The sequence below is a fragment of the Paenibacillus sp. MMS20-IR301 genome (assembly GCF_032302195.1).
Classification (GTDB): Bacteria; Bacillota; Bacilli; order Paenibacillales; family Paenibacillaceae; genus Paenibacillus_AQ.
Genome location: NZ_CP135275.1, coordinates 3,878,278 through 3,902,847, shown reverse-complemented (window position 1 = coordinate 3,902,847; position 24,570 = coordinate 3,878,278). Strand labels below are relative to the sequence as shown.

The 24,570-nt window shown below is 53.0% G+C and carries 20 protein-coding genes; 16 read left to right on the top strand and 4 right to left on the bottom strand.

Features of this window, described 5'->3' with window-relative positions; genetic code table 11:
• Positions 1 to 33 precede the first annotated feature (33 nt).
• The 12 genes from LOS79_RS16825 (at position 34) to LOS79_RS16770 (ending at position 15,482) form a co-directional block, all read left to right on the top strand.
• On the top strand, positions 34 to 669 hold the full coding sequence (locus LOS79_RS16825) for a serine/threonine-protein kinase (RefSeq protein ID WP_315422289.1): 636 nt from the start codon (positions 34 to 36) through the stop codon (positions 667 to 669).
• A gap of 185 nt (positions 670 to 854) precedes the next feature.
• Positions 855 to 1,955, top strand: a complete 1,101-nt coding sequence (locus LOS79_RS16820) for a rhamnogalacturonan acetylesterase (RefSeq protein WP_315411106.1) — start codon at positions 855 to 857, stop codon at positions 1,953 to 1,955.
• Between the two features lie 115 nt (positions 1,956 to 2,070).
• A complete protein-coding gene (locus tag LOS79_RS16815) occupies positions 2,071 to 2,778 on the top strand; it encodes a DNA alkylation repair protein (protein WP_315411104.1) in 708 nt (235 codons plus the stop codon).
• A 208-nt stretch (positions 2,779 to 2,986) separates the two neighbouring features.
• Positions 2,987 to 4,582: a response regulator gene (locus tag LOS79_RS16810; RefSeq protein WP_315411103.1), complete on the top strand. Its 1,596-nt coding sequence runs from the start codon at positions 2,987 to 2,989 to the stop codon at positions 4,580 to 4,582.
• A 99-nt stretch (positions 4,583 to 4,681) separates the two neighbouring features.
• Positions 4,682 to 6,481: a cache domain-containing sensor histidine kinase gene (locus tag LOS79_RS16805; protein ID WP_315411101.1), complete on the top strand. Its 1,800-nt coding sequence runs from the start codon at positions 4,682 to 4,684 to the stop codon at positions 6,479 to 6,481.
• 150 nt (positions 6,482 to 6,631) lie between these two features.
• Positions 6,632 to 8,236 carry an ABC transporter substrate-binding protein gene (locus LOS79_RS16800; RefSeq protein ID WP_315411099.1) on the top strand — a complete coding sequence of 535 codons (1,605 nt, stop codon included), beginning with the start codon at positions 6,632 to 6,634 and terminating at the stop codon, positions 8,234 to 8,236.
• Positions 8,237 to 8,319: 83 nt separating this feature from the next.
• The gene (locus LOS79_RS16795; RefSeq protein WP_315411097.1) at positions 8,320 to 9,249 is read left to right on the top strand and encodes a glycoside hydrolase family 43 protein; all 930 of its coding nucleotides are present in this window, start codon (positions 8,320 to 8,322) and stop codon (positions 9,247 to 9,249) included.
• Between the two features lie 242 nt (positions 9,250 to 9,491).
• A complete protein-coding gene (locus tag LOS79_RS16790) occupies positions 9,492 to 10,457 on the top strand; it encodes an aldose epimerase family protein (protein WP_315411096.1) in 966 nt (321 codons plus the stop codon).
• Positions 10,454 to 12,820: a beta-galactosidase gene (locus LOS79_RS16785; RefSeq protein ID WP_315411094.1), complete on the top strand. Its 2,367-nt coding sequence runs from the start codon at positions 10,454 to 10,456 to the stop codon at positions 12,818 to 12,820. The genes LOS79_RS16790 and LOS79_RS16785 overlap by 4 nt, the downstream gene beginning before the upstream one ends.
• Positions 12,821 to 12,947: 127 nt before the next feature.
• On the top strand, positions 12,948 to 13,439 hold the full coding sequence (locus LOS79_RS16780) for a pyridoxamine 5'-phosphate oxidase family protein (RefSeq protein ID WP_315411092.1): 492 nt from the start codon (positions 12,948 to 12,950) through the stop codon (positions 13,437 to 13,439).
• Between the two features lie 203 nt (positions 13,440 to 13,642).
• Positions 13,643 to 14,497 (top strand): hypothetical protein, encoded by an 855-nt coding sequence (locus LOS79_RS16775; protein ID WP_315411090.1) that lies wholly within the window; start codon positions 13,643 to 13,645, stop codon positions 14,495 to 14,497.
• A 127-nt stretch (positions 14,498 to 14,624) separates the two neighbouring features.
• Positions 14,625 to 15,482 (top strand): hypothetical protein, encoded by an 858-nt coding sequence (locus LOS79_RS16770; RefSeq protein WP_315411088.1) that lies wholly within the window; start codon positions 14,625 to 14,627, stop codon positions 15,480 to 15,482.
• Positions 15,483 to 15,570: 88 nt separating this feature from the next.
• Here LOS79_RS16770 and LOS79_RS16765 read toward each other — a convergent pair whose 3' ends face one another.
• On the bottom strand, positions 15,571 to 16,422 hold the full coding sequence (locus LOS79_RS16765) for an AraC family transcriptional regulator (RefSeq protein ID WP_315411086.1): 852 nt from the start codon (positions 16,420 to 16,422) through the stop codon (positions 15,571 to 15,573).
• 174 nt (positions 16,423 to 16,596) lie between these two features.
• Here LOS79_RS16765 and LOS79_RS16760 point away from each other — a divergent pair, with 174 nt between their 5' ends.
• Positions 16,597 to 17,715, top strand: a complete 1,119-nt coding sequence (locus tag LOS79_RS16760) for a glycoside hydrolase family 88/105 protein (protein ID WP_397386798.1) — start codon at positions 16,597 to 16,599, stop codon at positions 17,713 to 17,715.
• A 207-nt stretch (positions 17,716 to 17,922) separates the two neighbouring features.
• The gene (locus LOS79_RS16755) at positions 17,923 to 18,603 is read left to right on the top strand and encodes a hypothetical protein (RefSeq protein ID WP_315411084.1); all 681 of its coding nucleotides are present in this window, start codon (positions 17,923 to 17,925) and stop codon (positions 18,601 to 18,603) included.
• A 354-nt stretch (positions 18,604 to 18,957) separates the two neighbouring features.
• Here LOS79_RS16755 and LOS79_RS16750 read toward each other — a convergent pair whose 3' ends face one another.
• Both LOS79_RS16750 and LOS79_RS16745 read right to left on the bottom strand, forming a co-directional pair.
• Entirely contained in the window at positions 18,958 to 19,932 is a 975-nt protein-coding gene (locus tag LOS79_RS16750) for a HAMP domain-containing sensor histidine kinase (protein WP_315411083.1), read from the bottom strand.
• 128 nt (positions 19,933 to 20,060) lie between these two features.
• Complete coding sequence (locus tag LOS79_RS16745; protein ID WP_315411082.1) at positions 20,061 to 20,735, bottom strand: response regulator transcription factor; 675 nt, start codon at positions 20,733 to 20,735, stop codon at positions 20,061 to 20,063.
• Between the two features lie 281 nt (positions 20,736 to 21,016).
• Here LOS79_RS16745 and LOS79_RS16740 point away from each other — a divergent pair, with 281 nt between their 5' ends.
• Together LOS79_RS16740 and LOS79_RS16735 are read left to right on the top strand one after the other, a co-directional pair.
• A complete protein-coding gene (locus tag LOS79_RS16740) occupies positions 21,017 to 23,398 on the top strand; it encodes an ABC transporter ATP-binding protein/permease (protein ID WP_315411080.1) in 2,382 nt (793 codons plus the stop codon).
• Positions 23,399 to 23,534: 136 nt separating this feature from the next.
• The gene (locus tag LOS79_RS16735) at positions 23,535 to 23,933 is read left to right on the top strand and encodes a DUF488 domain-containing protein (protein ID WP_315411079.1); all 399 of its coding nucleotides are present in this window, start codon (positions 23,535 to 23,537) and stop codon (positions 23,931 to 23,933) included.
• An 81-nt stretch (positions 23,934 to 24,014) separates the two neighbouring features.
• Here the strand turns inward: LOS79_RS16735 and LOS79_RS16730 are convergent, their stop codons facing one another.
• On the bottom strand, positions 24,015 to 24,434 hold the full coding sequence (locus LOS79_RS16730) for a hemerythrin domain-containing protein (RefSeq protein WP_315411077.1): 420 nt from the start codon (positions 24,432 to 24,434) through the stop codon (positions 24,015 to 24,017).
• Positions 24,435 to 24,570: the final 136 nt, after the last annotated feature.

Here is a 24,570-nt window from a genome sequence, read left to right as displayed (position 1 = left end):
GGGCTAATTTCGAGCGGACTGAGGGTGAGAAGGATGCAAGAGCTGCTGGAACAGATAACAGGTGAGCTGCTGGCAAAAGTATTGATTGAGAGTGTTGATCCGCAGGAGCCGGTGAAGGTCCGCGCTGTGCCGAAGCCCTGGAAGCTGCTCGGAACCGGGAATTATGCCGCTGTATTCTATCATCCGGAGGCGGCAGATTATGCCGTGAAGGTATACGCTCCGGGCCGGCCGGGCCTTGAGGAGGAAGCGGAGGTGTACCGCCGGCTCGGCCGCCATCCGGCCTTCTCCGAATGCTACTACACTGGAGCGGGCTTCCTGATCCTGAAGCGGCTGAAGGGAGTCACCTTCTATGATTCTATGAAAAAGGGGGTTCTCATCACCGGGCAGGCGGTGCAGGATATCGATTATGCGCTGGAGTATGCCAGAAGCCGGGGGCTGCATCCGCATGATGTCCATGCGAAGAATGTAATGATTCAGAACGGCCGCGGCCTGATCGTAGATATATCCGATTTCCTTAAGGAAGAGGACTGCAGCATGTGGGAGGATTACAAGAAGGCTTACTACCACCTCTACCGTCCGGTCGCCTCCCGCTGGATGTTTCCGGTACCGGGTATGATACTGGAGGCCGTCCGCAAGGGCTACCGGCTGTGGCGGCGGCGGAAGCAGTGAATACAGCGGGCAGGATAATGTGATCCTCCGGGGGCAAACGAGCTGAATATATGCGAAAAACCGAATCCAATGTGCTGCTGCGGTCTGTCAGATCCCCTACCTCTATCATAATGTCAAACAGGAATAGACCTAAGTATCCTGAAGCGCTAGAATGGAAGTAATTTGAAACCGTGGAGGCTTGGAAGATGGCGTATTATTATGATTTTGGGGCTGGCAGTACGGCAATGGCAGGGTATACGAAAATAACTGCTGAGGACTTATACCATCCGGAACGCGGGTACGGCTTCGCGGACTGTACTAATGTTTCTGCACTTAGAAGAAACGGGGAACCGCTGACCGGGGATTTCTGTATTCCGTTCGGGGCCATCTTCCTTACTGATGTACAGGACGGGAATTATATTATTACCCTGATTACAGGAGATCAATATGCACCAACCCATACTACGGTAAAATCAAACGGAGAACGTCATGTGCTGCCGGACATCCATACCGTAGCAGGCCAATACGCCCGGGAGATGTTTGCAGTGAATGTGCGGGGAGGACAGCTGAAGCTCAGCTTCGGGGGACTGGCACCGCGAGTGAATGCACTTGAGATTGTTCCTTCTAAGGAACAAATCACTTTGTTTCTGGCCGGGGATTCGACGGTAACGGACGCCAGCGAGAGCGGCTTCCCGTTCTCCGGCTGGGGACAGGTGCTGCAGCGTTTCTTCAAGCATGATGTAGCAGTAGCCAATCATGCGCAGGGCGGAAGGAGCACGAAGAGCTTTATTGCCGAGGGACGCCTTGAGGCCATTATAGAAGAGCTAAAAGAGGGCGATTACCTGTTCATCCAGTTCGGCCATAACGACCAGAAGAACGATGAGGCCCGTCATACCGACCCGTCGACAACCTACCTGGAGCATCTGCGCAAATATATTGAAGCGGCCCGTTCGAGACAGGCGGTGCCTGTACTCGTCACCTCTGTGCACCGCCGTTACTTCGATGCCTCCGGGAAGCTGAAGGATTCGCATGGGGCTTATCTGGATGCTGTAGGGCAACTGGCTGAAGTAGAAGGAGTACAGTTAATCGATCTCGCTGCGAAGAGCAAGAAGCTGTTCGAGGAGGAAGGTCCGGAGGGCACGAAGTCGATCTTCCTCTGGGGCGAGCCTGGAGAGTGGATAAATTATTCAAGCGGTATACGGGACAATACGCATTTCCAGGAGCGCGGCGGGCTGAGAATTGCTGAGCTGATTGTGGAGGGTATCCGGGAAAATGATTTGCAGACGCTAATTATGTATTTGCGTTAAGCGGACGCAGCAACGCACTTGCAGCAGCTGGAGTGGTACAGTACACTTTTGTAAATAATGATGATTTGGCGAGCACTTTAAGGAGCATACTTCGCAAGGAAGGGAGTGTCATACAATGAATGCAGAAATGGTCATGCAGGAGCTTGAAGCGCTCGGCAAGGAACGTACCAGGAAGATGTATATCTCAAACGGCGCACAGGAGCCGCTGTTCGGTGCAGCTACCGGAGCTATGAAACCGATTTTCAAGAAGACCGGAATTAATCAGCCGCTGGCCGAAGAGCTGTATGCCACGGGGAATTATGATGCGATGTATTTCGCTGGCATCATTGCCGATCCGAATGCCATGACTGAGGCGGATTATGACCGGTGGATGGATGCGGCTTATTTCTATATGCTGTCCGACTTCGTAGTGGCGGTAACGCTGGCGGAGGCGGATATTGCCCAGCAGGTGGCGGACAAATGGATTGCGGGCGGGGAGGAGCTGAGGATGTCGGCAGGCTGGAGCTGTTACTGCTGGCTGCTGGGCAACCGGCCGGATCACGCATTCGCGGAAGATAAAATCGCCGGTATGCTGAAGCAGGTCCGCGAGGGTATTCACAGTGCACCGGAACGGACCCGCTATGCAATGAATACCTTCCTGTATACTGTGGCTGTCAGTTATGTCCCGCTGCATGAAGCTGCCCTGGAAACCGCGCGTGGGGTCGGGCCGGTCGAGGTAGGGAAGGACAAGCCCAAGAGCAAATTCATTAACGCATACGAGAACATTCAGAAGGCCGTCGCCAAAGGCCAGATCGGCTTTAAACGTAAGCATGTAAGATGTTAAATCAGGGTTCAGGGGTTCGGAGTATTTACAGGGAGGCAGCTTATCTGCGGATGGGTTGTCTTTTTTGCTGCCGGTTCCTCCGGTTCACCTGAAGAAATCGAAGATAATCCAAACTTTATACTATTTACTCTTCCGGCAGGATCTACTACTCTAGTGGTGATACCCCTTAAAGTTCAAGGGTTATGTCAGCATATGGAGGTATCTAGCGATGAAGCTGCTGATTGTGGAAGATGAGAGCCGGACCCGGAATCTGCTGCGGCATTATGTACCGTGGGAGGAAATCGGGATTTCCGGGGTGGAGACAGCGAAGAACGGCCAGCTTGCCATGGATGCAGCCAAAGTGCAGCGGCCTGATGTTATTTTATGTGATGTACGCATGCCCAAGATGAACGGAATCGAGTTCGCGCAGGCCTACCGCCGGGAAGATCCTTTATGCAAAATTATATTTTTGAGCGCATTCTCCGACAAGGAGTACCTGAAATCAGCGATTCATTTGAAAGCGTTATCCTATATTGAGAAGCCGATCAATCTGGAGGAGGTGCGGCGGACGGTGGCGGAGGCCGTGCAGCAGCGGAGCGAGGAGCTGGAGCAAATCCGGTCCCACGGGCTGCTGCAGGCAGACCCGGACCGGAGCCTGCTTGTGCTCAGGCAGGAACTGGTCCGCAGGCTGATTACGGATCCCTCCTCCGGGCATACGCTGACTGCCATGCAGCACCGGGAGACCTTCCTGCTTCCGCCTGCAGGACCTTACACCGTTGCGGCAGCCTCTCTGATCTGGACGCCGCCGGATCACCCGGAGAATCCGGCGCTGGTGCAGGAGTATATGCTGCTTGAGCTGAGCCGGCAGCCCTTCTTCCGTTCGCTGGGGATTCTCAGCGGCTTTGATGCCACCCACCATCTCGTGCTTCTGTTTCACGGAAGCTACGGCCCATCCTATAAGGAAGGCCGGGAGGTAATCGAAGCGCTGCAGGCTGAGCTGAGAGCCGCAGCCGGACCGGCAATCCGGCTGCAGCTGGGAATAGGCGGAACTGCCGGTGGGCCTGAAGACATTCCGCGGGTCTACCGGGAAGCGGTTCTGGCGGTGAATTCGCAGTTCTATACGAACGGCAAGGCACCTGTGTTCGCCGGTTCCGTCACGCCGGGCGGAGTGCTGGATACGGACTGGAATGTTGTGCAGAGCATCCGTGACGGCCTGCGCAGAGGGGAGCATGAGTCCGTCAGGGTGCTGATCCGCAGCTGGACTTCCCGGGCCAGAGCAGCGAATGACCTGGACCTGGTCCGGGTGAAGGATACGTACTTCCAGATGCTGATGGCCGTGATGGGAACGGCTGTCCAGTTAGGCTTTGCCGAGCATCCGCTGAATGTGGAGCGGCGCTACATCTGGAAGGAGCTTGACCGCATCCACCGGCTTGATTTGCTGGAGGATTATCTGCTGTCCGCAGTGGATTCGCTTGAGACCACTACGGACTTAAGCGAGGGCGGCACTGCCAAAATCCGGGACATCCTCCGGTTCACCCATGCTCATTTTCACGAAAAGGGCTTCGGGATTCACGCCATCGCAGAGCATGTGAAGCTGAGTGAGACCTATTTATGCTCCTACTTCAAGAAGCAGCGCGGGCAGACCATCAAGGAGTTCATTACCGACACCCGGCTGAGCTGTGCGAAGGAGCTGCTGCGCGATCAGGAGATGAAGCTGTTCGAGGTGGCGTCCCGGCTCGGTTTTGCCGATGCGAACTATTTCACGACCTTCTTCAAACGGTACTCCGGAATGACACCCACCGAATTCAGGGAGAAGCAGGTTTGATTATATGGAGCAGCCGCCAGATCCGGTAACGGGGGACATGGGCGGCTGTCGTTCTGTCAGAGCAAGAAGATCAAGTATTCCGCCGGAAAGGTTGATCGTATGAGAGGTTTCACCGCTTTCAAGAATCTCAGTATCCGCTACAAGCTGCTTGCCTCCTACGTGCTGGTCATTATGATTCCGTTCCTGCTGCTGTTATTCATTAATGTATACACCATCCGGGAGGACAACCAGAAGAACGGGGTTTATATGGCTCATAAAATGCTGGATGAAACCAACTCCTATTTACGTTATAAATGTCAGGCGATCATGGAAGCGCTGAATTTCGTGGCGCTCAACAATCTGGTCAAAGAAAACGTGCAGGCGGACCCGGCGCCCTACCAGGACATTAACCTGTGGCATATGGATGCGCTGCAGCTGTCTGCGCTGGTTAACCAGTTCCGGTATAACGAGGATATTGCCGCAATGCAGCTGTATATGAAGCGGGGGCTGGCCGGGGCTACGGAGAATCCGGATTTTGTAAATATGGAAAAAGTGGAGGAAGAGCAGTGGTTCAAGCAGTTTGCAGCATCCCGGCCGGTCTTTACATGGCTGGCCTCATCCACACTTGACGGCGGAGGGGACTCCAGGGAGGTGAGTGTGCTGCGCAAAATCCCGAATTCCCGCAATATCCAGCAGTTCGACGGCATGGTGCGCGCCCGGGTGAAGCAAAGCGGAATCCAGAGTGTGCTGGATCATGCGGTACTCACCCGGAATACCTTCTCGATGCTCTTTAACGAACAAGGGGAGCTGCTGGTCTCCTCCAGCCAGTTCCCGCTCGCGGCCGGGGAGGCAGTGCAGATTGTCACGGCATTCAGGGATGTGGAGACAACCAATCACTGGAATGATAATTATCAGGTGAACGGCCAGCGTTATCTGCTGGGGATTCAGGACATTCCCAAAACGAATATGACTGTAGCCATGTTCGTGCCCTATTCCGACATTCTGGCTTCCAGCAATAAGGCGCAGACCCGTACGATCATGATCTTCCTGCTGATTATTCCCTTAATGCTGCCCTTGTCATATCTGGTGACAAGCCAGGCTACCAAACGGATTCTGCAGCTGCTGTCCCAGATCCGGATGATGAAGAACGGCAGGTTTCCGTCAGCGGACCTTCCTGTAAGCGGTGATGAGATCGGCGAGCTCACCCGCAACTTCAATCAGATGGCCGGTAATATTTCGCATCTGATGGACGAGACCTTCCTGCTGGGCCGGGAGGTCAAGAACAAGGAGCTGCAGGCGCTGCAGGCCCAGATCAATCCCCATTTCCTGTACAATACGCTCGATCTGATCAATGTCATGGCCATTGAATCGGGAGCTGCCGGAATCTCCAAGGTTGTGGAGGAGCTGTCAGTATTCTATAAGCTTAGCCTGTCTAACGGGAAGGAATATGTAACCCTGGGCAGTGAGCTGAAGCATATCGAGGCTTATGCCGGTATTCAGAATATGCGGTTCGGCAATGGAATCCGTCTGCAGATTGAAGTGCCGCAGAGGCTGCAAGGCTGTATCATTCCCAAAATTCTGCTGCAGCCGGTGGTGGAGAATGCCGTACTGCACGGAATCCGCGAGAAGGAGGATGAGGAAGGCACCATCTCTGTCAGCGCCTGGACCGATGCCGGGGACCTGCGGATCGAAATTGCTGATGACGGGGTAGGCATGACAGCGGAGCAGCTCGCCAGCCTGTTCACGGAGCAGCATTTCACCACCAAGGGCGGCGGGTACGGTGTGCGTAATATTAAGGAGCGGCTGCAGATTGCCTACGGTTCCAAGTACGGCCTGTCCTTCGACAGCTCACCGGGCCGGGGGACACGGGTGACACTGAGTCTCCCCTTTCAGGAGGAGAGCGTAGAAATTCAAAGATAATCATAGGTTTTGCTTCTGCAGGCGAAATCTGCTTCGTTGTACAATGAAGGAATGGGGCAGGCAGCGGCCGGAAGTCCAAATGTTCACCGCAGTGAAGATACAGCTTTAAGTTCAAATCATATTGATTGATAGCTCAAGGGAGGTTACCTGATGAAACGTCTCCAAACGATACGGATGCTCTCACTCCCGCTGCTGCTGGCAGCTATGCTGTCCCTGTCCGCCTGCTACGGAAATCCGGTAGATAACAGCAACCCGGCAGCGGACGGTCCGGCAGCAACCTCCGCCAGGGACGGCAGCAGCCCTGACCATTCCAAAGAAGTGAAGATCGTCGGCTATCTGCTTGGAAGCGCCCCCAAAGGAATGCCTGAGGTGCTGGCTGCAATTAATGAGAAGCTGAAGCGGGATATTAACGCCACGCTCGAAATTAACTATATCGGCTGGGGGGATGTAGCCTCCAGATATCCGCTGCTCCTGGTCTCCGGCGAGGATGTGGACTTTGTGTTCGCTGCAGACTGGAACTACTACGTATCCGAAGCCTCCAAGGGGGCATTTCTGAATCTGAGCGGGGAGATGTTGAACACCTATATGCCTGCTCATATGGCCAGGCTGCCGGCGGCAGCCCTTGAAGCGGCTAAAGTGAATGGGAAGGTATTCATGGTTCCAACGTCGACACCGGACCGCAAAGTGAATGTGGCGATGTTCCGCAAGGACATTATGAAGCAGGCCGGAATGACAGACATCACGGAGATGTCCCAAATTGAGCCTTATCTGGCTGAAGTGAAGAGGAGCTATCCGGATATGATTCCGCTGAATCTGGAATCCCAGTATGATCTGCCGACCCCGTACCATTATCTGCTTGCCGAGAAGCTGGGCTGGCCCGGTGCGCCTGTGGATTCAGGTGACCCGCTGTCGGAGGGCATTACCTTCGATAATGACGATCCTTCCGGCAAGATTGTAAGCATGATGGAAGAGCCTTATCTGAGTGCGCAGAAGTATGCTGCAGGCATCATGAAGGACTGGTATGATAAAGGGTATATCAACAAGAATCCCTATGCCAACAAGGTACGCTCCAAGGATAATTTCATCAACGGGAAAACAGGTGTTGCCTTCGGTAATACAACCGACGTGGCTTCTGTCTTGACCAGTGCTAAGGAGAAGGGGATTGAAGTATACCTGAAGCCGATGCTGTATCCTTCAGGCCGCACTGCCCAGACCAGCTGGATCAATAACGGGGTTGCTGTAGCCGCGAATTCGAAGAACCCGGAACGTACGCTTGAAGCGCTTGATCTGCTGATGGAAGATCCGGCTTATGTTACCCTGGCCTACTTCGGGATTGAAGGCGTCAATTACGCCATTACTAGTGATGACAGGCTTGGGCTGCCGGAAGGCGTGACGAATGATTCCAATACGTATCCGCCGGATGCTGCGGGCTTCTGGTTCGTCAATAAGGATCTGTTCAAGCCCATGGCTACCTGGACAGACAGCTATATCGGGCTTCAGGGCAAGATTAAGGATTATCTGGTGCCGGTGCCTTATCTGGGCTTCACCTTTAATTCGGAGAATATCAAGACAGAGGTAGCAAATATTAAGAACGTATCCACCCAATACGCCCAGCCGATCTTTATCGGTGCGGTCAATAACGTCGATGAAGCCTTTGATATTCTGGACAAAAAGCTGAAGGCCGCCGGTATCGACAGGGTGAAGGCCGAGGTTGAGCAGCAGGCGGCTGAGTTCCTGGCAGCCAAACAGCAGTAAGCAGCACGGCGCCGTCAGGCGCTTAGAGCTGCAGTACTGTATACATAGGCTTTATATTCTGATTAGACGATGGAGGGATCACTATGTCAGTGAATCACAGCAGTTATTCAGGTTATCTTCTCGTGCATTTTACCGGGGAGGAGCCTGACGGGGAGCAGGTATATTTCGCCTTGAGTGAGGACGGGCTGCACTGGAAGGATCTGAACGGCGGGCTGCCGGTGCTGAGATCAGGTCTTGGTGAGCAGGGGGTAAGAGACCCGTTTATCGTGCGCTCGCCTCAAGGGGACAACTTCTACCTGATTGCCACTGATTTGCGCATTGCCAGCGGAAAGGGCTGGGCGGCTGCAGTTGAAGCGGGAAGCCGGGATATTATCGTCTGGGAATCTTCCGATCTTGTGGACTGGTCTAAGCCGTGGCCAGTTACCCTGGGCATCCCGGATGCCGGGTGCGTCTGGGCGCCGGAGGCTATTTTCGATGAAGCGGCTAATGAGTTTCTGGTATTCTGGGCCTCGGCAACGCAGGAGCCGCATGAGACGGAGCGGAAACATAAAATATATAGCGCCCGGACGGCTGATTTCCGCAGCTTCACGGCTACAGAGAAGTATATTGAACGCGATAATCATATTATCGATACAACGATTATCCAGCATAACGGCATCTATTACCGTTACTCCAAAGATGAGACGACCAAGAATATCCGGGTGGAGCAAGGCAGCTCGCTGGACAAGGAGGCCTTCACCCCGCTGAGTGCTCCGGCACTGGAGGCGCTGCCGGGTGTAGAAGGGCCGCAAATTTACAAGCTTAACGGCCGCGAGGAGTGGTGCCTGATTGTCGACCGCTTCGCGGAGCACAAGGGGTACCTGCCGCTGCTGGCCACTGATCTTGCCGGAGGGGAGTTCCGGGTGGTGCCGGAGGAGTCATTTGATCTGGGGGCTACCCGGAAACGGCATGGCGGTGTTCTGCCAATCACTGCAGAGGAATACAGCCGCTTGGCCGGAGCATTCGGGAATTGAAATGTGTAACCCGTGAATACTCCATGATTCATATGTGGGAGAGCTAATCATATAGCAGATGAATCACGCATCATCAAGGGGCGTGATTTATTTGCATGCAATAAATACATAGTAATAATCAGAATATAATCCATTATATTGAGCGTATTGTCAATTGGCAGCCGCCACCTCCCGGAGTACATTAAAGATAATACAAGCGGGGAGTGATGATGCTTGAGGAGGAATACACTCGGCATGGTGCAGTGAAGGATGACGATACCGTTAGCATCACACGCGGAACCTACAAGGGCTTCAGTTCAAGGGTGATGGAGAACAGGCTGATCCGCCTGGAGACTGTACCGGAGATCGGCGGTAAGCTGGTCTCGCTTCTGTATAAGCCTGCAGGCAAAGAGTGGCTGCTGGACTCCGGCAGCCGTCCGCTGCGGGTGCCGGAGAAGGGTACGGCCTTCGGGGACGGGGATATGAGCGGCTGGGATGAATGCTTCCCGACCGTGAACAGCTGCCGGTTACAGGGAACACCGGAGGTGAGCCTGCCGGATCATGGCGAGCTGTGGCCGCTGCCCTGGGACTGCAGGATTGCCGGGGATCGGCTGGTTAGCTCAGTGCAGAGCCCGCAGCTCCCGTACCGGTTCACAAGGGAGATCAGCTTCTCTGCGGAAGACCGGATCAGACTGGATTACCGCGCCGGCAATACCGGTGATCAGCCGCTGCCGTTCCTGTGGGTGCCGCATCCCCAGTTCGCCGTCACGGAACCGACCCGGATTCTGCTTCCTGCCGGAGTGGAGGATATGTTATGTGTCTTCCCCGGGCGGACGCTGGAGATCGGGACAATGTACAGCTGGGATGAGCATTCGCTGATCCTGCCCGCCGTTACCGGGGATGGCCGGAAGTATTATTATCCCGGCCGGGTTCCGGCCGGCTGCTCCGGGCTGTACGGTGAGGCAAGCGGGAGTTATCTTCTTGTCTCGGTGCCGCCGGACAAGGTTCCGTACATCGGGGTCTGGGTGGATGAAGGCATGTTCAACGACCGGGTCACCTGCGCACTTGAGCCGGGGATCGGCTACTATGATTCATTAGAACGGGCCGCCGGTAATGGAACCGCGGAGAGGATTCCCGCAGCTTCCTCCTGCTCGTGGCACATGGAGCTGACCTTTGGAGAAGGAATACATCATATTGCAGCTAAGCTAAGGAGAGAGGGAACGAAATGAAGAACTACCGGATCACATTAGACGGAGAACGCAAGCATATCTTTTCCGGACATATAAAGCTTGGCGGAACGAATCCCGCCGGTGAGCGGCTCAGCTTCACGAACTATTATATGGAACGCAACGGGGAGCCGTTCTTCGGCATTTGCGGCGAGTATCACTTCTCCAGGTATGATGAACGGTACTGGGAAGACGAGCTGATTAAGATGAAGATGGGCGGCATTAACATTGTCACGACCTATTTATTCTGGAATCTGCATGAAGAGGCGGAAGGCGTATTTGAGTGGTCCGGGAACAAGGATGTCCGCAGGTTCATCCGGCTGTGTGACCGGCATGGCCTGTATGTGATGATCCGCATCGGCCCGTTCTGCCACGGGGAGATCCGTAACGGGGGCCTGCCGGACTGGCTGTTCGGCCGCCCGTTTGAGGTCCGCTCGAATGACGAAGGTTATCTGGCCTATGTCCGGAGATTGTTCCGGGAGATCGGGGCACAGGTACAGGGGCTGCTGTACCGGGACGGCGGGCCGGTAATCGGTACACAGATTGAGAATGAGCATAATCATTCCTCGGCCCAGTGGGCGCATACGACGGGCATTAACAATATGTGGCTGGGCGGCGGAAGCGGCGGCAATGAGCATATGCTGCTGCTGAAGGAGCTGGCCATCGAGGCTGGAATCGATACACCGGTCTATACCTGTACCGGCTGGGGCGGTGCAACAACACCGGTGCCGGAGATGCTTCCGTTATGGGGAGGTTACGCCTACTGGCCGTGGATCTACTACGAAGAGGACCGGGTCGGCGGAGTGAAGGAGCATCCGGCGACACCGGAGTATATTTTCCGTGATAAGCATAATGACGCTATTCCGGCGAGCTACAATTTCGAGCCGTTCTATAAGCCGGAGGATTATCCTTATGCCTGCTGCGAGATGGGCGGGGGGATGGTCCAGTTCTATAAATACCGCTTTGAGTTTCCATACACAAGCGTCCCTGCCATGTCTGTCATGAAGACGGCAGAGGGCTGCAACATGCTCGGCTATTATATGTACCACGGGGGAACCAATCCGCGCGGTAAAATTAATCCGTACACGAATGATTTGGCGACGCCGAAGCTTTCGTATGATTTTAACGCGATCCTCGGGGAATTCGGGCAGGTGCGTGACTCTTACAGGCAGACCAAGCTGCAGCATTATTTTTTCACGGAATTCCAGCAGGAGTTCGCTGTGACCAAGACCTTTTTGCCGGGCGACACCTCACAGAATGATCCTTATGAAGTTGACGAGCTGCGCTACGCTGTCCGTTCTGACGGAGATTCCGGATTTCTGTTCCTGAATAACTTCCAGGATCATGTAGAGAATCATGACTTGAGCCATATGAACGTCAGTATTGAGCTGCCGGGCGAGACGGTTACTATTCCGGCTGAGGGCGAGCTGACGCTGGGGAGTGAGAGCTTTGCTATCCTGCCGTTTAACTTCAATCTGGCCGGAATCCGGCTGAAATACGCTACCGCACAGCTGATAACGAAGCTTGAGGCAGACGATACGCTGTATTACTTCTTCTTCACGCCGGAAGGCATGAAAGGCAGCTATGCGCTGCTGTCGGAGGATCTGGCAGACATTCAGGTTACTGGCGGCAGGCTGCGGCGGCTTGCGGATCTAACTCTCATCGAGGTGGAGAATCAGGCTCCCGCCACAGTACGGCTGCTATCCGCAGCGGGTAAACGGATGGTCATCTACTCCATGACCGGTGAACAGAGTCTAGGATTCTGGAAAGCGGAAATCCGCGGCAGACAGCGGGTATTGTTCACGGATGCCAATCTGCTGGTTGCGGGAGAGGAGATCAAGCTGGAAGTAACGGAGCAGGAGGAAGTCACGCTGAGCGTATTCCCTGACTTTGAAGAGGGTCTCGGGAAGGTATCCGGCGGGGAGCTGGCCGGGTGCAGTGCTGAAGAGATTTTCACAACCTATAAACTGTCTGTACCTGGGAAGGAAATTGGCTTCACCTGGACAAAGGTCAAGGACGAACGGGCGGTGCTGGAATTCGCTCCCGGGTCGCTTGACGGCCTGAAGGAAGCCTTACTGCAGATTGAGTATACCGGTGATATCGGATACGCCTTCATTGACGGGGAGCTGATTCATGACAACTTCTGCAACAACACGGTCTGGGAGATCGGCCTCAAGCGGTTTGAAGCGCGGCTGCTGGAGCAGGGAATGTATTTGTATGCCTCGCCGATCCGCAGGGGAACGGTTGTGAACAGCAATACAACGATGGCCGGATGGAACGAAAGTGCGCAGGAGCTGATCGCTGATATTACCTCTGTCCGCGCAGTAGCGGTGCACGAGCTGGTGATCCGGCCGGAGCAGGGCTGAAGATGATTTTAGCGGAGCATGGTTATGGAATTGCATGAACCTGGTAAGGTTTGGCCGCTTCTGGTTAATAAATGCTGTGCGTTTGGATAACCTATTCCCATAACCCGGAAGAAAAGAGGCGGTAAGCATGTCAACTTTACATCACAATCATGAGGAAGCTGTAGAAACAGTCAGAAAACTGATCAAAGGTATCGATATGGCGATGTTCACAACCCTTTCGCCTGAAGGCTTGGTATCCCGGCCCATGAAGACGCAGGAGGTCGAGTTCGATGGAGACCTGTGGTTCCTGACCAAGAAAGATACCAGCAAGTTCGATGAAATCCTGCATGATCCGCGGGTGAACGTAGTTTATTCCGATAAATCCTATGTTTCCATCCGCGGCAAAGCCAGAATCGTTAATGATCTGAATAAGAAAAAAGAGTTCTGGAATGCGGGTTACGAGGCTTTTCTGAAAACCAGCTATGATGATCCGAATGTCATTCTGATCCAGGTGCACGCCGAAGCGGCTGAATACTGGAAGAGCGGCAACCTGGCCGAGAAGGCCATGTATATGTTCAAACGGCTGACCAATCAGGATACAGAGGAGTTAAAACTTAATCAGACTGTGGAGCTGGAGTAGGCTTAAGCGCAGTAAGATCTTGAAAAAATCATGGTCATTTAGAAAGCAACTTGTCTGCGGATGAGTTGCTTTTTATGTTGTTAAAAAGGCCGCTTAGAGGCTGGACAGAAATTTTCGGAAAACAATGTCACAAACCGGCCGCTCCATGTTGTTATATGTATATGGAATAATATTCTTACCCATTCAGGAAGGTGTGATTTTAGGTGAATTATATTAAAAAGAGAGCGGCAGCCATAGCTGCTGCGGTATTACTGCTGGGTGTAGGGGGAGTGCCTGCAAGCAACGCGTCCGCTGAGCCTTCCGGCTTATTGCCTGCAGCATCTGTCAATAATGTAGCCCAGACCAGTCTGAAAGCTGCCGCAGCACAAAAGGATGAGATCTCTATTAAATTCAAGGATCTCTTAGACCAGCAGCAGGAAGCGCTAAGTGAGGAGTACAAGCCGGGAGAAATCAGATATGTCTATATAAATGACAAAGAATACCAGTCCAGTTTCACCGGCGGCTCCATGACAAGTAATTCGTATACACTTATGTTCGATGGATACGATGAATATGCGAAGAAGTATGCGGCTGGCAAGAGTGCGATGCCTCTGAAGCTGAAGCAGCTCCCGGAGGGATACAACTTCACCTACGGAAAAGTTGTTCCGTTTATGTCCTGGGCCGAACAGAAAGCATTGTATTATCAGGTGATTAAAGAAGGGAAGGCATCCGGCAAAAAAATATACGTGAAAAAGCTGCAGGAGAAACGTCTTGCAATTGAGCTGGTTTATACAATGGCAGTACCGGTTAACGGAAAAACAGGAATGCTGTCCATCACTGCCGAGCCTGCAGGGCCTACGGATAAGGGGGTCGCATCCGAGGAAGTCACCGCGCAGTCACAGAAGCTGAAAGTGGGCAGTCAAGAGGTAATCTACACCGCTAAAGAAAAGCAGAACTATAAGTCAGTGGCCTGGATGAACTCCAAGACCCGTATCAATTACATTATCCGCGACGGCGGGCATCTGAATAAGGAGCAGCTCCTGGAGCTGGCGGGACAGGTCATGGAGCAGTCGAAATAGGGGCGGCGGATGTGAGCGGAGTCCCCGGAAGATTGAAGCGGGCAAGAGAGGATAAGGGAATTCAGGGAACTAAGAAGGCTGAGCCGATTCGGGTGGCTGGAACATATTCAGGAAGGTGTGATTTTAGGTGAATTATAGTAAAAAGAGAGCGGCAGCCATAGCTGCTGCGGTATTACTGCTGGGTATGGGGGGAGTGCCTGCAAGCAACGCGTCCGCTGAGCCTTCCGGCTTATTGCCTGCAGCATCGGTCAATAATGTAGCCCAGACTAGCATGGACGATGCTTTGGCACAGAGGAAGCAACTGCTTACTAAATTCAAGCCGCTCTTAGACCAGCAGCGGAAAGCGCTAGATGAAGAGTATAAGCCAGGGGAAATCAGATATGTATATATTAATGATAAGGAATTCCAGGCCAGCTCCATCGGCGGCACCATTTCAAGCGATTCATATTTACTGATGTTCCAAAAATACGACGAATATACGAAGAAGTACGCGGCAGGCAAAAGTCCGATGCCACTGAAGCTGCAGCAGACCCCGGAGGGCTACAACTTTTTCACCGCCAAGATTGCTCCGTTTATGTCCCGGACCGAACAGAAAGCATTGTATAATCAGTTGATTGCTGAAGGGAAGGCATCCGGCAAAAAAATATATGTAAAAAAGCTGCAGGAGAAACGTGTTTCGATTGAGTTGATCTATACAATGGCCGTACCGGTTAACGAAATAACAGGAGTCCTGACCATCACTGCCGAGCCTGCAGGACCGGCGGATAAGGGAGTAGCATCTGAGGAAGTTACCGCGCAGTCACAGAAGCTGAAAGTGGGCAGTCAAGAGGTAATCTACACCTTGAAAGAAAAGCAGGAATATAAATCAGTGGCCTGGATGAACCCGAAGACCCGGATCAATTATATTATCCGTGAGAACCGGGGACATTGGACCAAGGAGCAGCTCCTGGAGCTGGCAGGACAGGTTATGGCGCAGTCGAAATAGGGGCAGCGGATGTTGGCGCAGACCTCGGTAGGTTGAAGTGGGGAAGAGGAGGATAAGGGAGCTGAGCCGATTCCGTCGGCTGGAACACTTAGCTGCTTGTGCCGGAGCGGTAGAACAGCGGCTTCTGGCCGGTTACCAGCTTGAATACTCTGCCGAAATGCGTCACACTGCCGAATCCGACCTTGGCGGCAATGTGGCTGACCTGCAGGGAGGTCTGCTCCAGCAGCAGCTTGGCTTCCTTGATTCTGACACTGTTTACATATTCTACGAAGCTGAAGCCGGTTGCCTCTTTGAAGAACCGGCTTAAATAATAGGGGCTGATGTAGAATTTATCTGCCAGCAGATTCAGTGACAGTTCATACATGTAATGGCTGTTAATATAGGAGACAATCTGCGAAATTTGCTCATGCCTCGGGCTGAGATATTGCGGCAGCTCAATCCGGTGCTCTTTCATATGCCGGCAGCAGGTAATCAGGAACTGCAGGGCCAGCGTCTCGGTGAACAGCTCGAAGCCCGGGCGCTGTTCCTCAATCTCCCGCAGAAGCCGCCCGGCGAGGTCCGCCAGACTGAGCCGTTCCTGCAAGGAGCAGCGGATGAGCATGAATTCCTGTCCGGACAGCGGCTGGAGAAGTTCATTGTAGGATTCATGGCTGGAAGCCAAATGCTGTTCATGGATGTTAATGATAAGCCGTTCATGCTTAGGCATCTCCGCATTTGTCGTGCGGTGCAGCACATTGGGCGAGATAATGATGATATCTCCTTCCTGAATCATAACAGTCCTGTCCTTGATGAAGAAGCTCCGCTTACCCGCCATCAGATAAAAAATTTCAAATGTACTGTGAAAGTGGTTCACCGGCATATGATGGCTGAGCGCCTTGCGGTGAGACACAGAGAGTGTGCCTGCATTATTGCCGTAGGTAATCTCAGTAAGCGCGGTCATCTGAATCGCTCCTTTCGAGTATCAGGCTTAATCTTTATTATAAGCGGCTGCTTAGGAATCGCAAGATATAAGAAGAATGAAGGGATCATGACAATAAATGTACATTTTCCTATGGTAAAATGAAAGCGAATTCAACAAGCCGAAGGAGTGTATAATTGTATGAAACCTTCTGAAATGGAACAGGGAACAGGAGCATCCGGTGCAGCAGCTGAACCGCTGAGTCCGCTTGGATGGGCCAAGAAAGCCTGTGATGCGTTAATGTTCAAATACGGTGCGGCCGCGCTTCCGCCTGACCGGTTTCACTATCATCAGGGGGTGTTCCTCTCCGGAATGGAGAAATACTGGAAGCTCAGCGGAGAGAGCAAATATTATGACTATATCAAGCGCTGGGTCGACAGCCAGGTGCAGCCGGACGGCAGCATACTGAAATTTAATTCGAATGAGCTGGATGATATTCAGCCGGGGATACTTCTGTATAATCTCTATGAGCAGACAGGGGATGAGCGTTATAACAAGGCGCTGCATACACTGGTTCCGCTCCTGAAATCTTGGAAGACCAACAGAGTAGGAGGCTTCTGGCATAAGGAGCGCTACCCGAACCAAATGTGGCTGGACGGGCTGTATATGGCCGGACCGGTTGCCGTACAATTCGGAAGCGTCTTCGGGGAGCCTGAGTATTTCGATCTGCTGGCGTATCAGGCGATTCTGATGGCGCAGCACTGTAAGGACTCCAAGACCGGGCTGCTCTATCACGGCTGGGATGAGAGCGGCGCGGCACCGTGGGCGGATCCGGTAACCGGCTGTGCTCCGGAATTCTGGGGCCGTGCAATCGGATGGTATCCGGTGGCGCTGCTGGAGATGTTCGACTATCTGCCTGAGGATCATAAGGATAAACCGCAGCTGGTGCAGATTTTGCAGGATCTGCTTGTAGCATTACCTAAGTATCAGGACAGCGTGAGCGGCCTGTGGTACCAGGTTGTCGACAAGGGCGAACGTCCCGATAACTGGCTGGAATCCTCCTGTACCGCGTTATATGTGCAGGCCATTGCCAAGGCGGTGCGTATGGGATACCTGGATGCCAGCTATATGGATGCCGCCTGGAAAGGATATCAAGGGGTAATTGATACCTTGACCTTTGATGAGAACGGCCATGTAGTCATCGGCAATATCTGCATCGGAACAGGAATTGCCGACTATGACTACTATATCTCCCGTCCTACCAGTGAGAATGATCTGCATGGTGCCGGGGCTTTTATTCTGATGTGTGCGGAGATGAGCCGGGCTGCACGGTGATTGGGCGGTTGCGGGACAGGGATAGTGTGTAGATGGATTAAGTAGAAGGTCAAACGATCCGGCAAACATGCTTGTATTGTTCAGCAGAAGATAGATGTTATTGACGCCGGCAAGCTTCCGGTACTATAATCTGGAAAACGGATGAAGCACATCCCGTCCCTGCGTATTAGGGGCGGGATTTTTTGTGCGCTGAGGAGGGGACGGCAGATGGGTTTTTCGGAAGAGTACATGAAGTGGCTGGAGTATCATAAGAAACAAAGGACAGGTGAACGGCTGGACCGGCTGGAGCGGGGGCACCGTCACGGTGAACAGATGTTTGTGGAGCGGGTATGGTGGCCTATATTTGGTCATCTGGACGATCTTCATCCGGAGTATGAGGTGGCCGATTGGCGGGGAAGGCCTTATTTTGTTGATTTTGTGTGGAAGCCGGGCCAGATGAAGTTTGCCATCGAAGTGAAAGGCTATGGCCCGCATGTTCAGAACACGGACAGAACCAGATACCGCCAGGAATTAAACAGGGAGACGTATCTGCAGATCGCCGGGTATCGTGTAATCTCGGTTCCTTATGATGATCTGGAGTCAGCGCCGGAACTGACAATCTCCTTGCTCAAAGCTTTATTAACCCCTAGTTTGTTGAAACATGTATCCGAGGGAAGCCACCAATTCACGCGGATTGAACGGGACATTTTGCGGATTGCGGGCCGGATGAACGGGTTTTTGCGGCCGGTTGATGTGGTGCATGAGCTTGGGGTTGATCCGCATACAGTGAAGAAATATATTGGTATCTTATGTGAAAAAGATAAATTAAAGCCTTTACTGACGCAGGGCAGAAAAAGAATCTGCCGGTATGAGCTCATACCATCTTTTATGGATATAGAGTTTTGGTGATATTTTTTTCGCTTGAAGTGGGCGAAAGGGTGTGAGCGAAGAGGATTCGTCCCCTTAATCCCGCCGCAAGTAGGCAAAGATGAATGTAGAGGGGAAAATTCCATTAATCCCGGTGAGAATAGCAAAAAAGCTGGGAATAAGGTGAAAAACCACACTAATCCCGGCGAAAAGAGCAAAAAAGCTGGGAATAAGGTGAAAAATCGCACTAATCCCGGCGAGAAACAGTAGACAGGCTGGGAATAAGGTGAAAAATCCCATTAATTCCGCCGCAACCAGGCGGAACGGTCCCAATGGGGGCACAAGTGCCCCTAATTCCGCCGCAACCAGGCGGAATGGTCAGCGCCTCCGCCCCCATCACTCCCCGCCCGCCACAGGCAGCTTGATCGTGAAGCTCGAGCCCTGCCCGGGCTCGCTGCGCACCTCGATCGTTCCCTTGCTCAAGCTGATGATGCGGGCGGCCAGCGGCAGGCCGAGGCCGTTGCCTTCGGCGGAGCGGGCGGGATCGCCCTGGTAGAATTTCTCGAAGATGTGCTTGCGGACGGCCGGCGCCATCCCGGTCCCGGTATCGGAGATCACCGCCGATATCCACCCGTCCGTCTCCCGGCTCAGCGAGACCGAAATTTCACCGCCCTCCGGCGTGAACTTGACCGCATTGCCGAGCACGTTGAGCCACACCTGCATCATCAGCTCTTCATTGCCGTAGTAGCTCAGCTCCTCGAGGTCAATGTTCAGGCCGATCTGCTTCGGCCCCCAGAACGGTTCGAGCAGCAGCAGTGCCTGGCGGAGCTGTTCATCCAGCATGTATTCGGTCTGCTCGGTGAGCATTTCCTGGTTCTCGAGCTTGGAGATTTTGAGAATATTGCCGGACAAATTGGACAGCTGCCGTGAGCTTTCAATGATCATTCCAGTGTACTCGTCATGCTCTGCCCTGCTCAGATTCTCTTCCTGGAGCAGCATTGCGTACCCCTCAATTGCGGCAATCGGCGTCTTGAATTCGTGGGAGACATTGACTACGAAATCATTACGCAGTGTCTCAATGCTGCGCAGCTCCTGGACCATGAGGTTGAAGTGATGCGCCACCTCGCTGATTTCGTTGACCGGGTGCGATTCGTCCAGATAGATATCGAAATTGCCCTTGGCAATTTCCTTGGCCGCCTTGCTGAAGTCGGTGATCGGAGCCAGTATTTTGCGGCCAACTATAATAGAGATGGCGGTCCCGATGACCAGACTGAACAGAATGATCGTCAGAAAGGGCGGAAAGGGGTTGCCATGCCCCCGCCCCCAGGTATTATTGCCCAGCTTGTAATACAAATAAGCCCAAACTGCCATGATACAGAGGAAGGACAGGATAATGAGAAAGACAATGGAGACAAAATGCCACCACAAACCTCTATTTTTACCGCGCCGCATTATCCCAGATCCACCGTCCTGTAACCTGGCTTTCTTTTTTAGGCATATCATCCCAGCTTCACCGCCTTATAGCCCAGCCCGCGGACGGTAACGATTTCGAAATCAGTGCTTTCCTTAAACCGCTCACGCAGCCGGTTAATATGGACAACCACCGTATGCTCGTCAGACTCGGAGTCCATGCCCCAGATTTCATCCATCAGCTGCTGCTTGGTGAAGATTTTATTGGGATACGAGATCATTTTATAGAGCAGGTAGAATTCTTTTTGCGGAAGAAGAATGCTCTCGTGTCTCTGAATGACCGTCAACGCATCATAGTCCAGCACGGTGCCGCCCCATTCGATCTTGCGCTCACTGATGATTTTGGCCCGGCGCAGCAGCGCCCCGACCCGCAGGATCATCTCGTTTACATTGATGGGCTTGACCATATAATCGTCGATGCCGACGAGGAAGCCCCGCTGCTTGTCAGCGAAATTCTCCCGCGCAGTCACCATCAGAATCGGCAGCTGCTGGTTATTGTCCCTAAGCGTCTGGGTCAGCTCGTAGCCGTCCATCCGGGGCATCATAATATCGCAGATAATGAGATCGATATATTCCTTATCCAGGACCGCGAGCGCCTCTTCACCGCCACCGGCAGGCACCGCCCGGTATCCGTTCCGGGTCAGCACCGTGCAGAACAGCTGCCGCAGCTTGGCGTCGTCCTCAACTACAAGAATATTGAACATTGTTTTTCCTCCTGGAACGTTTCCGTGTAATCGTGCGTATAGCATGTTTAAAATATGAAAGTATAGGGTATACGCTATGCTTTATCCTCGCTGAAACTGAAACGGATATCTTCCATAAAGGACGGTATAGCCGTTTCTACTTAGTATACCTTACCAAGATCAATTGAAGCTCAACCCGCAGTTTAGGTTTAGTTTACATTGGGCCGTTATACTGGGTACAGCAAGCCGGGAACAGTACAGAGAGAATACAGATTACAGGGATGGAAAGGGAGACTGGACAAATGCTGCAATTAAAAAACATCACCAAGAGCTACAAGACCGGGGAATTTACACAGGTTGCACTGGATAAAGTAAATCTCAATTTCAGGGAAAGTGAGTTCGTCGCCATTCTGGGCCAAAGCGGATCGGGGAAAACGACGCTGCTGAACATCATCGGCGGACTTGACCAGTATGACAGCGGTGAGCTGATTATCAACGGCCAGACCACTGAACGATTCAAGGACAGTGAATGGGACGCCTACCGCAACAATAGTGTCGGCTTTATTTTTCAAAGCTATAATCTGATTTCGCATCTCAGCATCACAGACAACGTAGAGATGGGGATGACGCTCAGCGGGGTATCCTCAGCCGAGAAGCACCGTAAGGCGCTTGAAGTACTGGAGAAGGTCGGACTTAAGGATCATGTGCATAAGAAGCCGAACCAGCTGTCAGGCGGACAGATGCAGCGTGTAGCCATCGCCCGTGCGCTGGCCAACAATCCGGACATCATTCTGGCCGATGAGCCGACAGGGGCCCTTGATACCGAAACCAGTGAACAGATCATGGAGCTGATCAAGACCATTGCCGAAGACAAGCTGGTCATCATGGTTACCCATAACCCGGAGCTGGCGGAGAGCTATGCCGACCGTGTAATCCGCTTCAAGGATGGTCATGCGATCTCGGACAGCAATCCGCTGGCCACACAGAAGGCTTCAAGCAGCTACAAGCTGAAAGAGACGAGCATGAGCTTTTTCACAGCACTGAAATTATCCGGTAAAAATATCGCGACCAAGAAGTGGCGCACGGGACTTACCGCTTTTGCCTCAAGTATCGGTATTATCGGCATTGCCCTGATCCTGTCGCTCTCGAACGGCTTTGATAAACAGATCAGCTCCTACGAGACCGGGGCGCTCTCCAACTTCCCGATTTCCATTAACCAGACAGCGATCAATCTGCAGAATGCAGGCCCTCCAGGGCAGGAGACAGCAGATCTTACTTCCTATCCGGCGGAGAAAAAGCTTTATCCTTATGATCCAACCGTAAATTCAGCGATGCATACGAATGTGCTGACCAAGGAATACATTGAGTATCTGGATGGAATCGACCCTAAGCTGATTGACGGGGTATCTTATACACGTACTGTGAATATGAACTGGCTCGTATCGGACGGGGAGAAGGCTGCGAATCTCGATAAAAGCAAAATCACCGTATCCCCGTATCCCAGCAAGCAGGGGAATGAGACGGGAAGTTACCTGGAGCAATACTATGATCTGCTCGAAGGGAAGTACCCTACAGAAGCTACGGATCTCGTGCTCATCGTGGATGAATACAACCGTCTGACAGATGCTGCTGTAAATGCCCTGGGCCTTGATTACAAAGCAGACAGTATTGATCTGAACAAGCTGGTCGGGACGCAATTGAAGCTTGTCATGAACAATGATTACTATGTTAAAAATGGTGAGCAGTTCGTTGTAAACGGAACAGCTGCGAATCTGATCGACCTCTACAACAGCCCTAAAGCAGTGACGCTTAATATCGTGGGTGTACTGCGCGGACAAGAGGGCTCCCGGATCTCCACACTGTCACCGGGACTGGTATACTCCGATGAGCTTGCCGCAACCTTCATCGCGGATGCCCAGAAGTCGGAAATTGTACTCGCACAGGAGGCTGCGGATTATAACGTGCTGACTGGGCAGCCGTTGGCTGCTGCTGATGCCGGCTTGAGTTCGGCTGGCGCAATGGGCGGTGGTTCACCGCTTATGAATGCGGGAATGGCCGCATCAGCCGGTATGGCTCCCGTAACCAAAGATGATGCGCTGGCTGCGCTTGGCGCGACGGATATTCCAAGCGCTGTGTCGCTCTACCCGATTGATTTCAGCGCTAAAGAATCGGTGAATGCCTATCTGGACAAATGGAATGAAGGCAAGGCTGAAGCGGATCAGGTGCAGTACACCGATCTGGCAGCGATTGTGACCAATATTTCCGGCGGTATTATGGACGGGATTACGATGGTGCTGATTGCTTTTGCAGCTATTTCCCTGGTGGTCTCTCTGATTATGATCGCGATCATTACCTATATTTCCGTTATGGAACGGACGAAAGAGATCGGCGTGCTGCGTGCACTGGGTGCCCGGAAGAAGGATATCACACGGGTATTCAATGCCGAGACCTTTATTATCGGGGCCTGCTCGGGACTTCTGGGGATCGGAATTACTTATCTGCTGACCATTCCGGTGAATGCGGTTCTCTACAATCTGACCGAGCTGAAGAATGTCGCCCAGCTGAATCCGCTGCATGCACTTGCGCTGGGAATTATCAGTGTGCTGCTTACGATGCTCGGCGGGGCAATTCCGGCCAAGATGGCAGCGAAGAAGGATCCGGTTACTGCACTGCGCAGTGAATAACAGGCCTTGGTCCTGACAAGTCTGATTAGCCATATCAATCTGTTACGGCGTTACCGAAATCCAAGGGGAAGCATCCCTTTGGATTTTTGGTTTGTTGTGCGCCGCACCACACACTCTGTTAGAAGGAGGCTATATCTTGGCAGATACAGATCAGCAACCGCAACCGGCCGGGCGTTCCTGTTATTTATCCCTGAAGCGGATCTATGAGCCCGCGGCTGCGGAGGACGGATACCGGATACTGGTGGACAGGCTGTGGCCCCGCGGAGTTTCGAAACAGCAGGCTGCGATAGACGAGTGGATGAAGGAGATTGCTCCAAGCCCGGAGCTGCGCGGGTGGTTCGGCCATCAGCCGGAGCGGTTTGCGGCATTCAGTGAACGGTATATCCGTGAACTGGAGGAGGACCCGGTGCGCAGGAGCCTGGCTGCGGGAATCCGGGAGCGGGTACTGGAGCAGGAGGTTACACTGGTCTATGCGGCAAAAGACCCTGTACACAATCATGCCCGTGTATTATATGAATGGCTGATGTTACATTAAAAAGCACACAGGCCTTCCCCGGATCCGTCAGGACCGGAGGGCAGCCTGTGTGCTTTTTTCATTAGTGCCGACTGCCCCGGGTTAAGCCCCTTCAAACAACAGACGCTCCTCATCCCGGCTATGAATAGCATTCACGATCAGCAGTGCATGGAACTGCTGCAGTACTTCGCCGGTAAGGCCTTCTTCAGCAAGCATGGCTTTGACATCCCGGACGATAATCCGCAGAATATCATGATCCCGGGTAAGCCGGATCACTGCATTATGCAGGTCTGGATTCTTGCTCTCCATTTCCTGATAGAATCCGTCTTCCTCCGCCTCGGCATGGCTGAGAATCCGTGTCTCCCAATATTCAATCAGATGCTCGGCGGCCTGGCGCGCCACTTCGAATTCCTTGGCTTCCAGCAGCTCTTCCACTTCTTCCGTCTTGGCTGCAGCGCCGGAATATCCGCCCTGATGAATGGCATGGTGGGCATGCAGCTGGCGTAGTGAGGGTCCTGACATATGACTTCATCCTCCCGTTTTTTTCTGATTATAGCACACCGGACTATAGTGAAATTCCCGCTAAGGAGTTCCCCGGACAATAAAGAGGGAAGTCCCTAATGAAGTGCCCTCCGCAGCAGAATGGGCGGCTTGGCTG

What these genes read in the sequence shown, in the direction of transcription:
- LOS79_RS16825 (WP_315422289.1), top strand. Translation starts at nt 34, where the DNA reads ATGCAAGAGCTGCTGGAACAGATAACAGGTGAGCTGCTGGCAAAAGTA.
- LOS79_RS16820 (WP_315411106.1), top strand. Translation starts at nt 855, where the DNA reads ATGGCGTATTATTATGATTTTGGGGCTGGCAGTACGGCAATGGCAGGG.
- LOS79_RS16815 (WP_315411104.1), top strand. Translation starts at nt 2,071, where the DNA reads ATGAATGCAGAAATGGTCATGCAGGAGCTTGAAGCGCTCGGCAAGGAA.
- LOS79_RS16810 (WP_315411103.1), top strand. Translation starts at nt 2,987, where the DNA reads ATGAAGCTGCTGATTGTGGAAGATGAGAGCCGGACCCGGAATCTGCTG.
- LOS79_RS16805 (WP_315411101.1), top strand. Translation starts at nt 4,682, where the DNA reads ATGAGAGGTTTCACCGCTTTCAAGAATCTCAGTATCCGCTACAAGCTG.
- LOS79_RS16800 (WP_315411099.1), top strand. Translation starts at nt 6,632, where the DNA reads ATGAAACGTCTCCAAACGATACGGATGCTCTCACTCCCGCTGCTGCTG.
- LOS79_RS16795 (WP_315411097.1), top strand. Translation starts at nt 8,320, where the DNA reads ATGTCAGTGAATCACAGCAGTTATTCAGGTTATCTTCTCGTGCATTTT.
- LOS79_RS16785 (WP_315411094.1), top strand. Translation starts at nt 10,454, where the DNA reads ATGAAGAACTACCGGATCACATTAGACGGAGAACGCAAGCATATCTTT.
- LOS79_RS16780 (WP_315411092.1), top strand. Translation starts at nt 12,948, where the DNA reads ATGTCAACTTTACATCACAATCATGAGGAAGCTGTAGAAACAGTCAGA.
- LOS79_RS16765 (WP_315411086.1), bottom strand. Translation starts at nt 16,422, where the DNA reads ATGACCGCGCTTACTGAGATTACCTACGGCAATAATGCAGGCACACTC.
- LOS79_RS16760 (WP_397386798.1), top strand. Translation starts at nt 16,597, where the DNA reads ATGGAACAGGGAACAGGAGCATCCGGTGCAGCAGCTGAACCGCTGAGT.
- LOS79_RS16755 (WP_315411084.1), top strand. Translation starts at nt 17,923, where the DNA reads ATGGGTTTTTCGGAAGAGTACATGAAGTGGCTGGAGTATCATAAGAAA.
- LOS79_RS16750 (WP_315411083.1), bottom strand. Translation starts at nt 19,932, where the DNA reads ATGGCAGTTTGGGCTTATTTGTATTACAAGCTGGGCAATAATACCTGG.
- LOS79_RS16745 (WP_315411082.1), bottom strand. Translation starts at nt 20,735, where the DNA reads ATGTTCAATATTCTTGTAGTTGAGGACGACGCCAAGCTGCGGCAGCTG.
- LOS79_RS16740 (WP_315411080.1), top strand. Translation starts at nt 21,017, where the DNA reads ATGCTGCAATTAAAAAACATCACCAAGAGCTACAAGACCGGGGAATTT.
- LOS79_RS16730 (WP_315411077.1), bottom strand. Translation starts at nt 24,434, where the DNA reads ATGTCAGGACCCTCACTACGCCAGCTGCATGCCCACCATGCCATTCAT.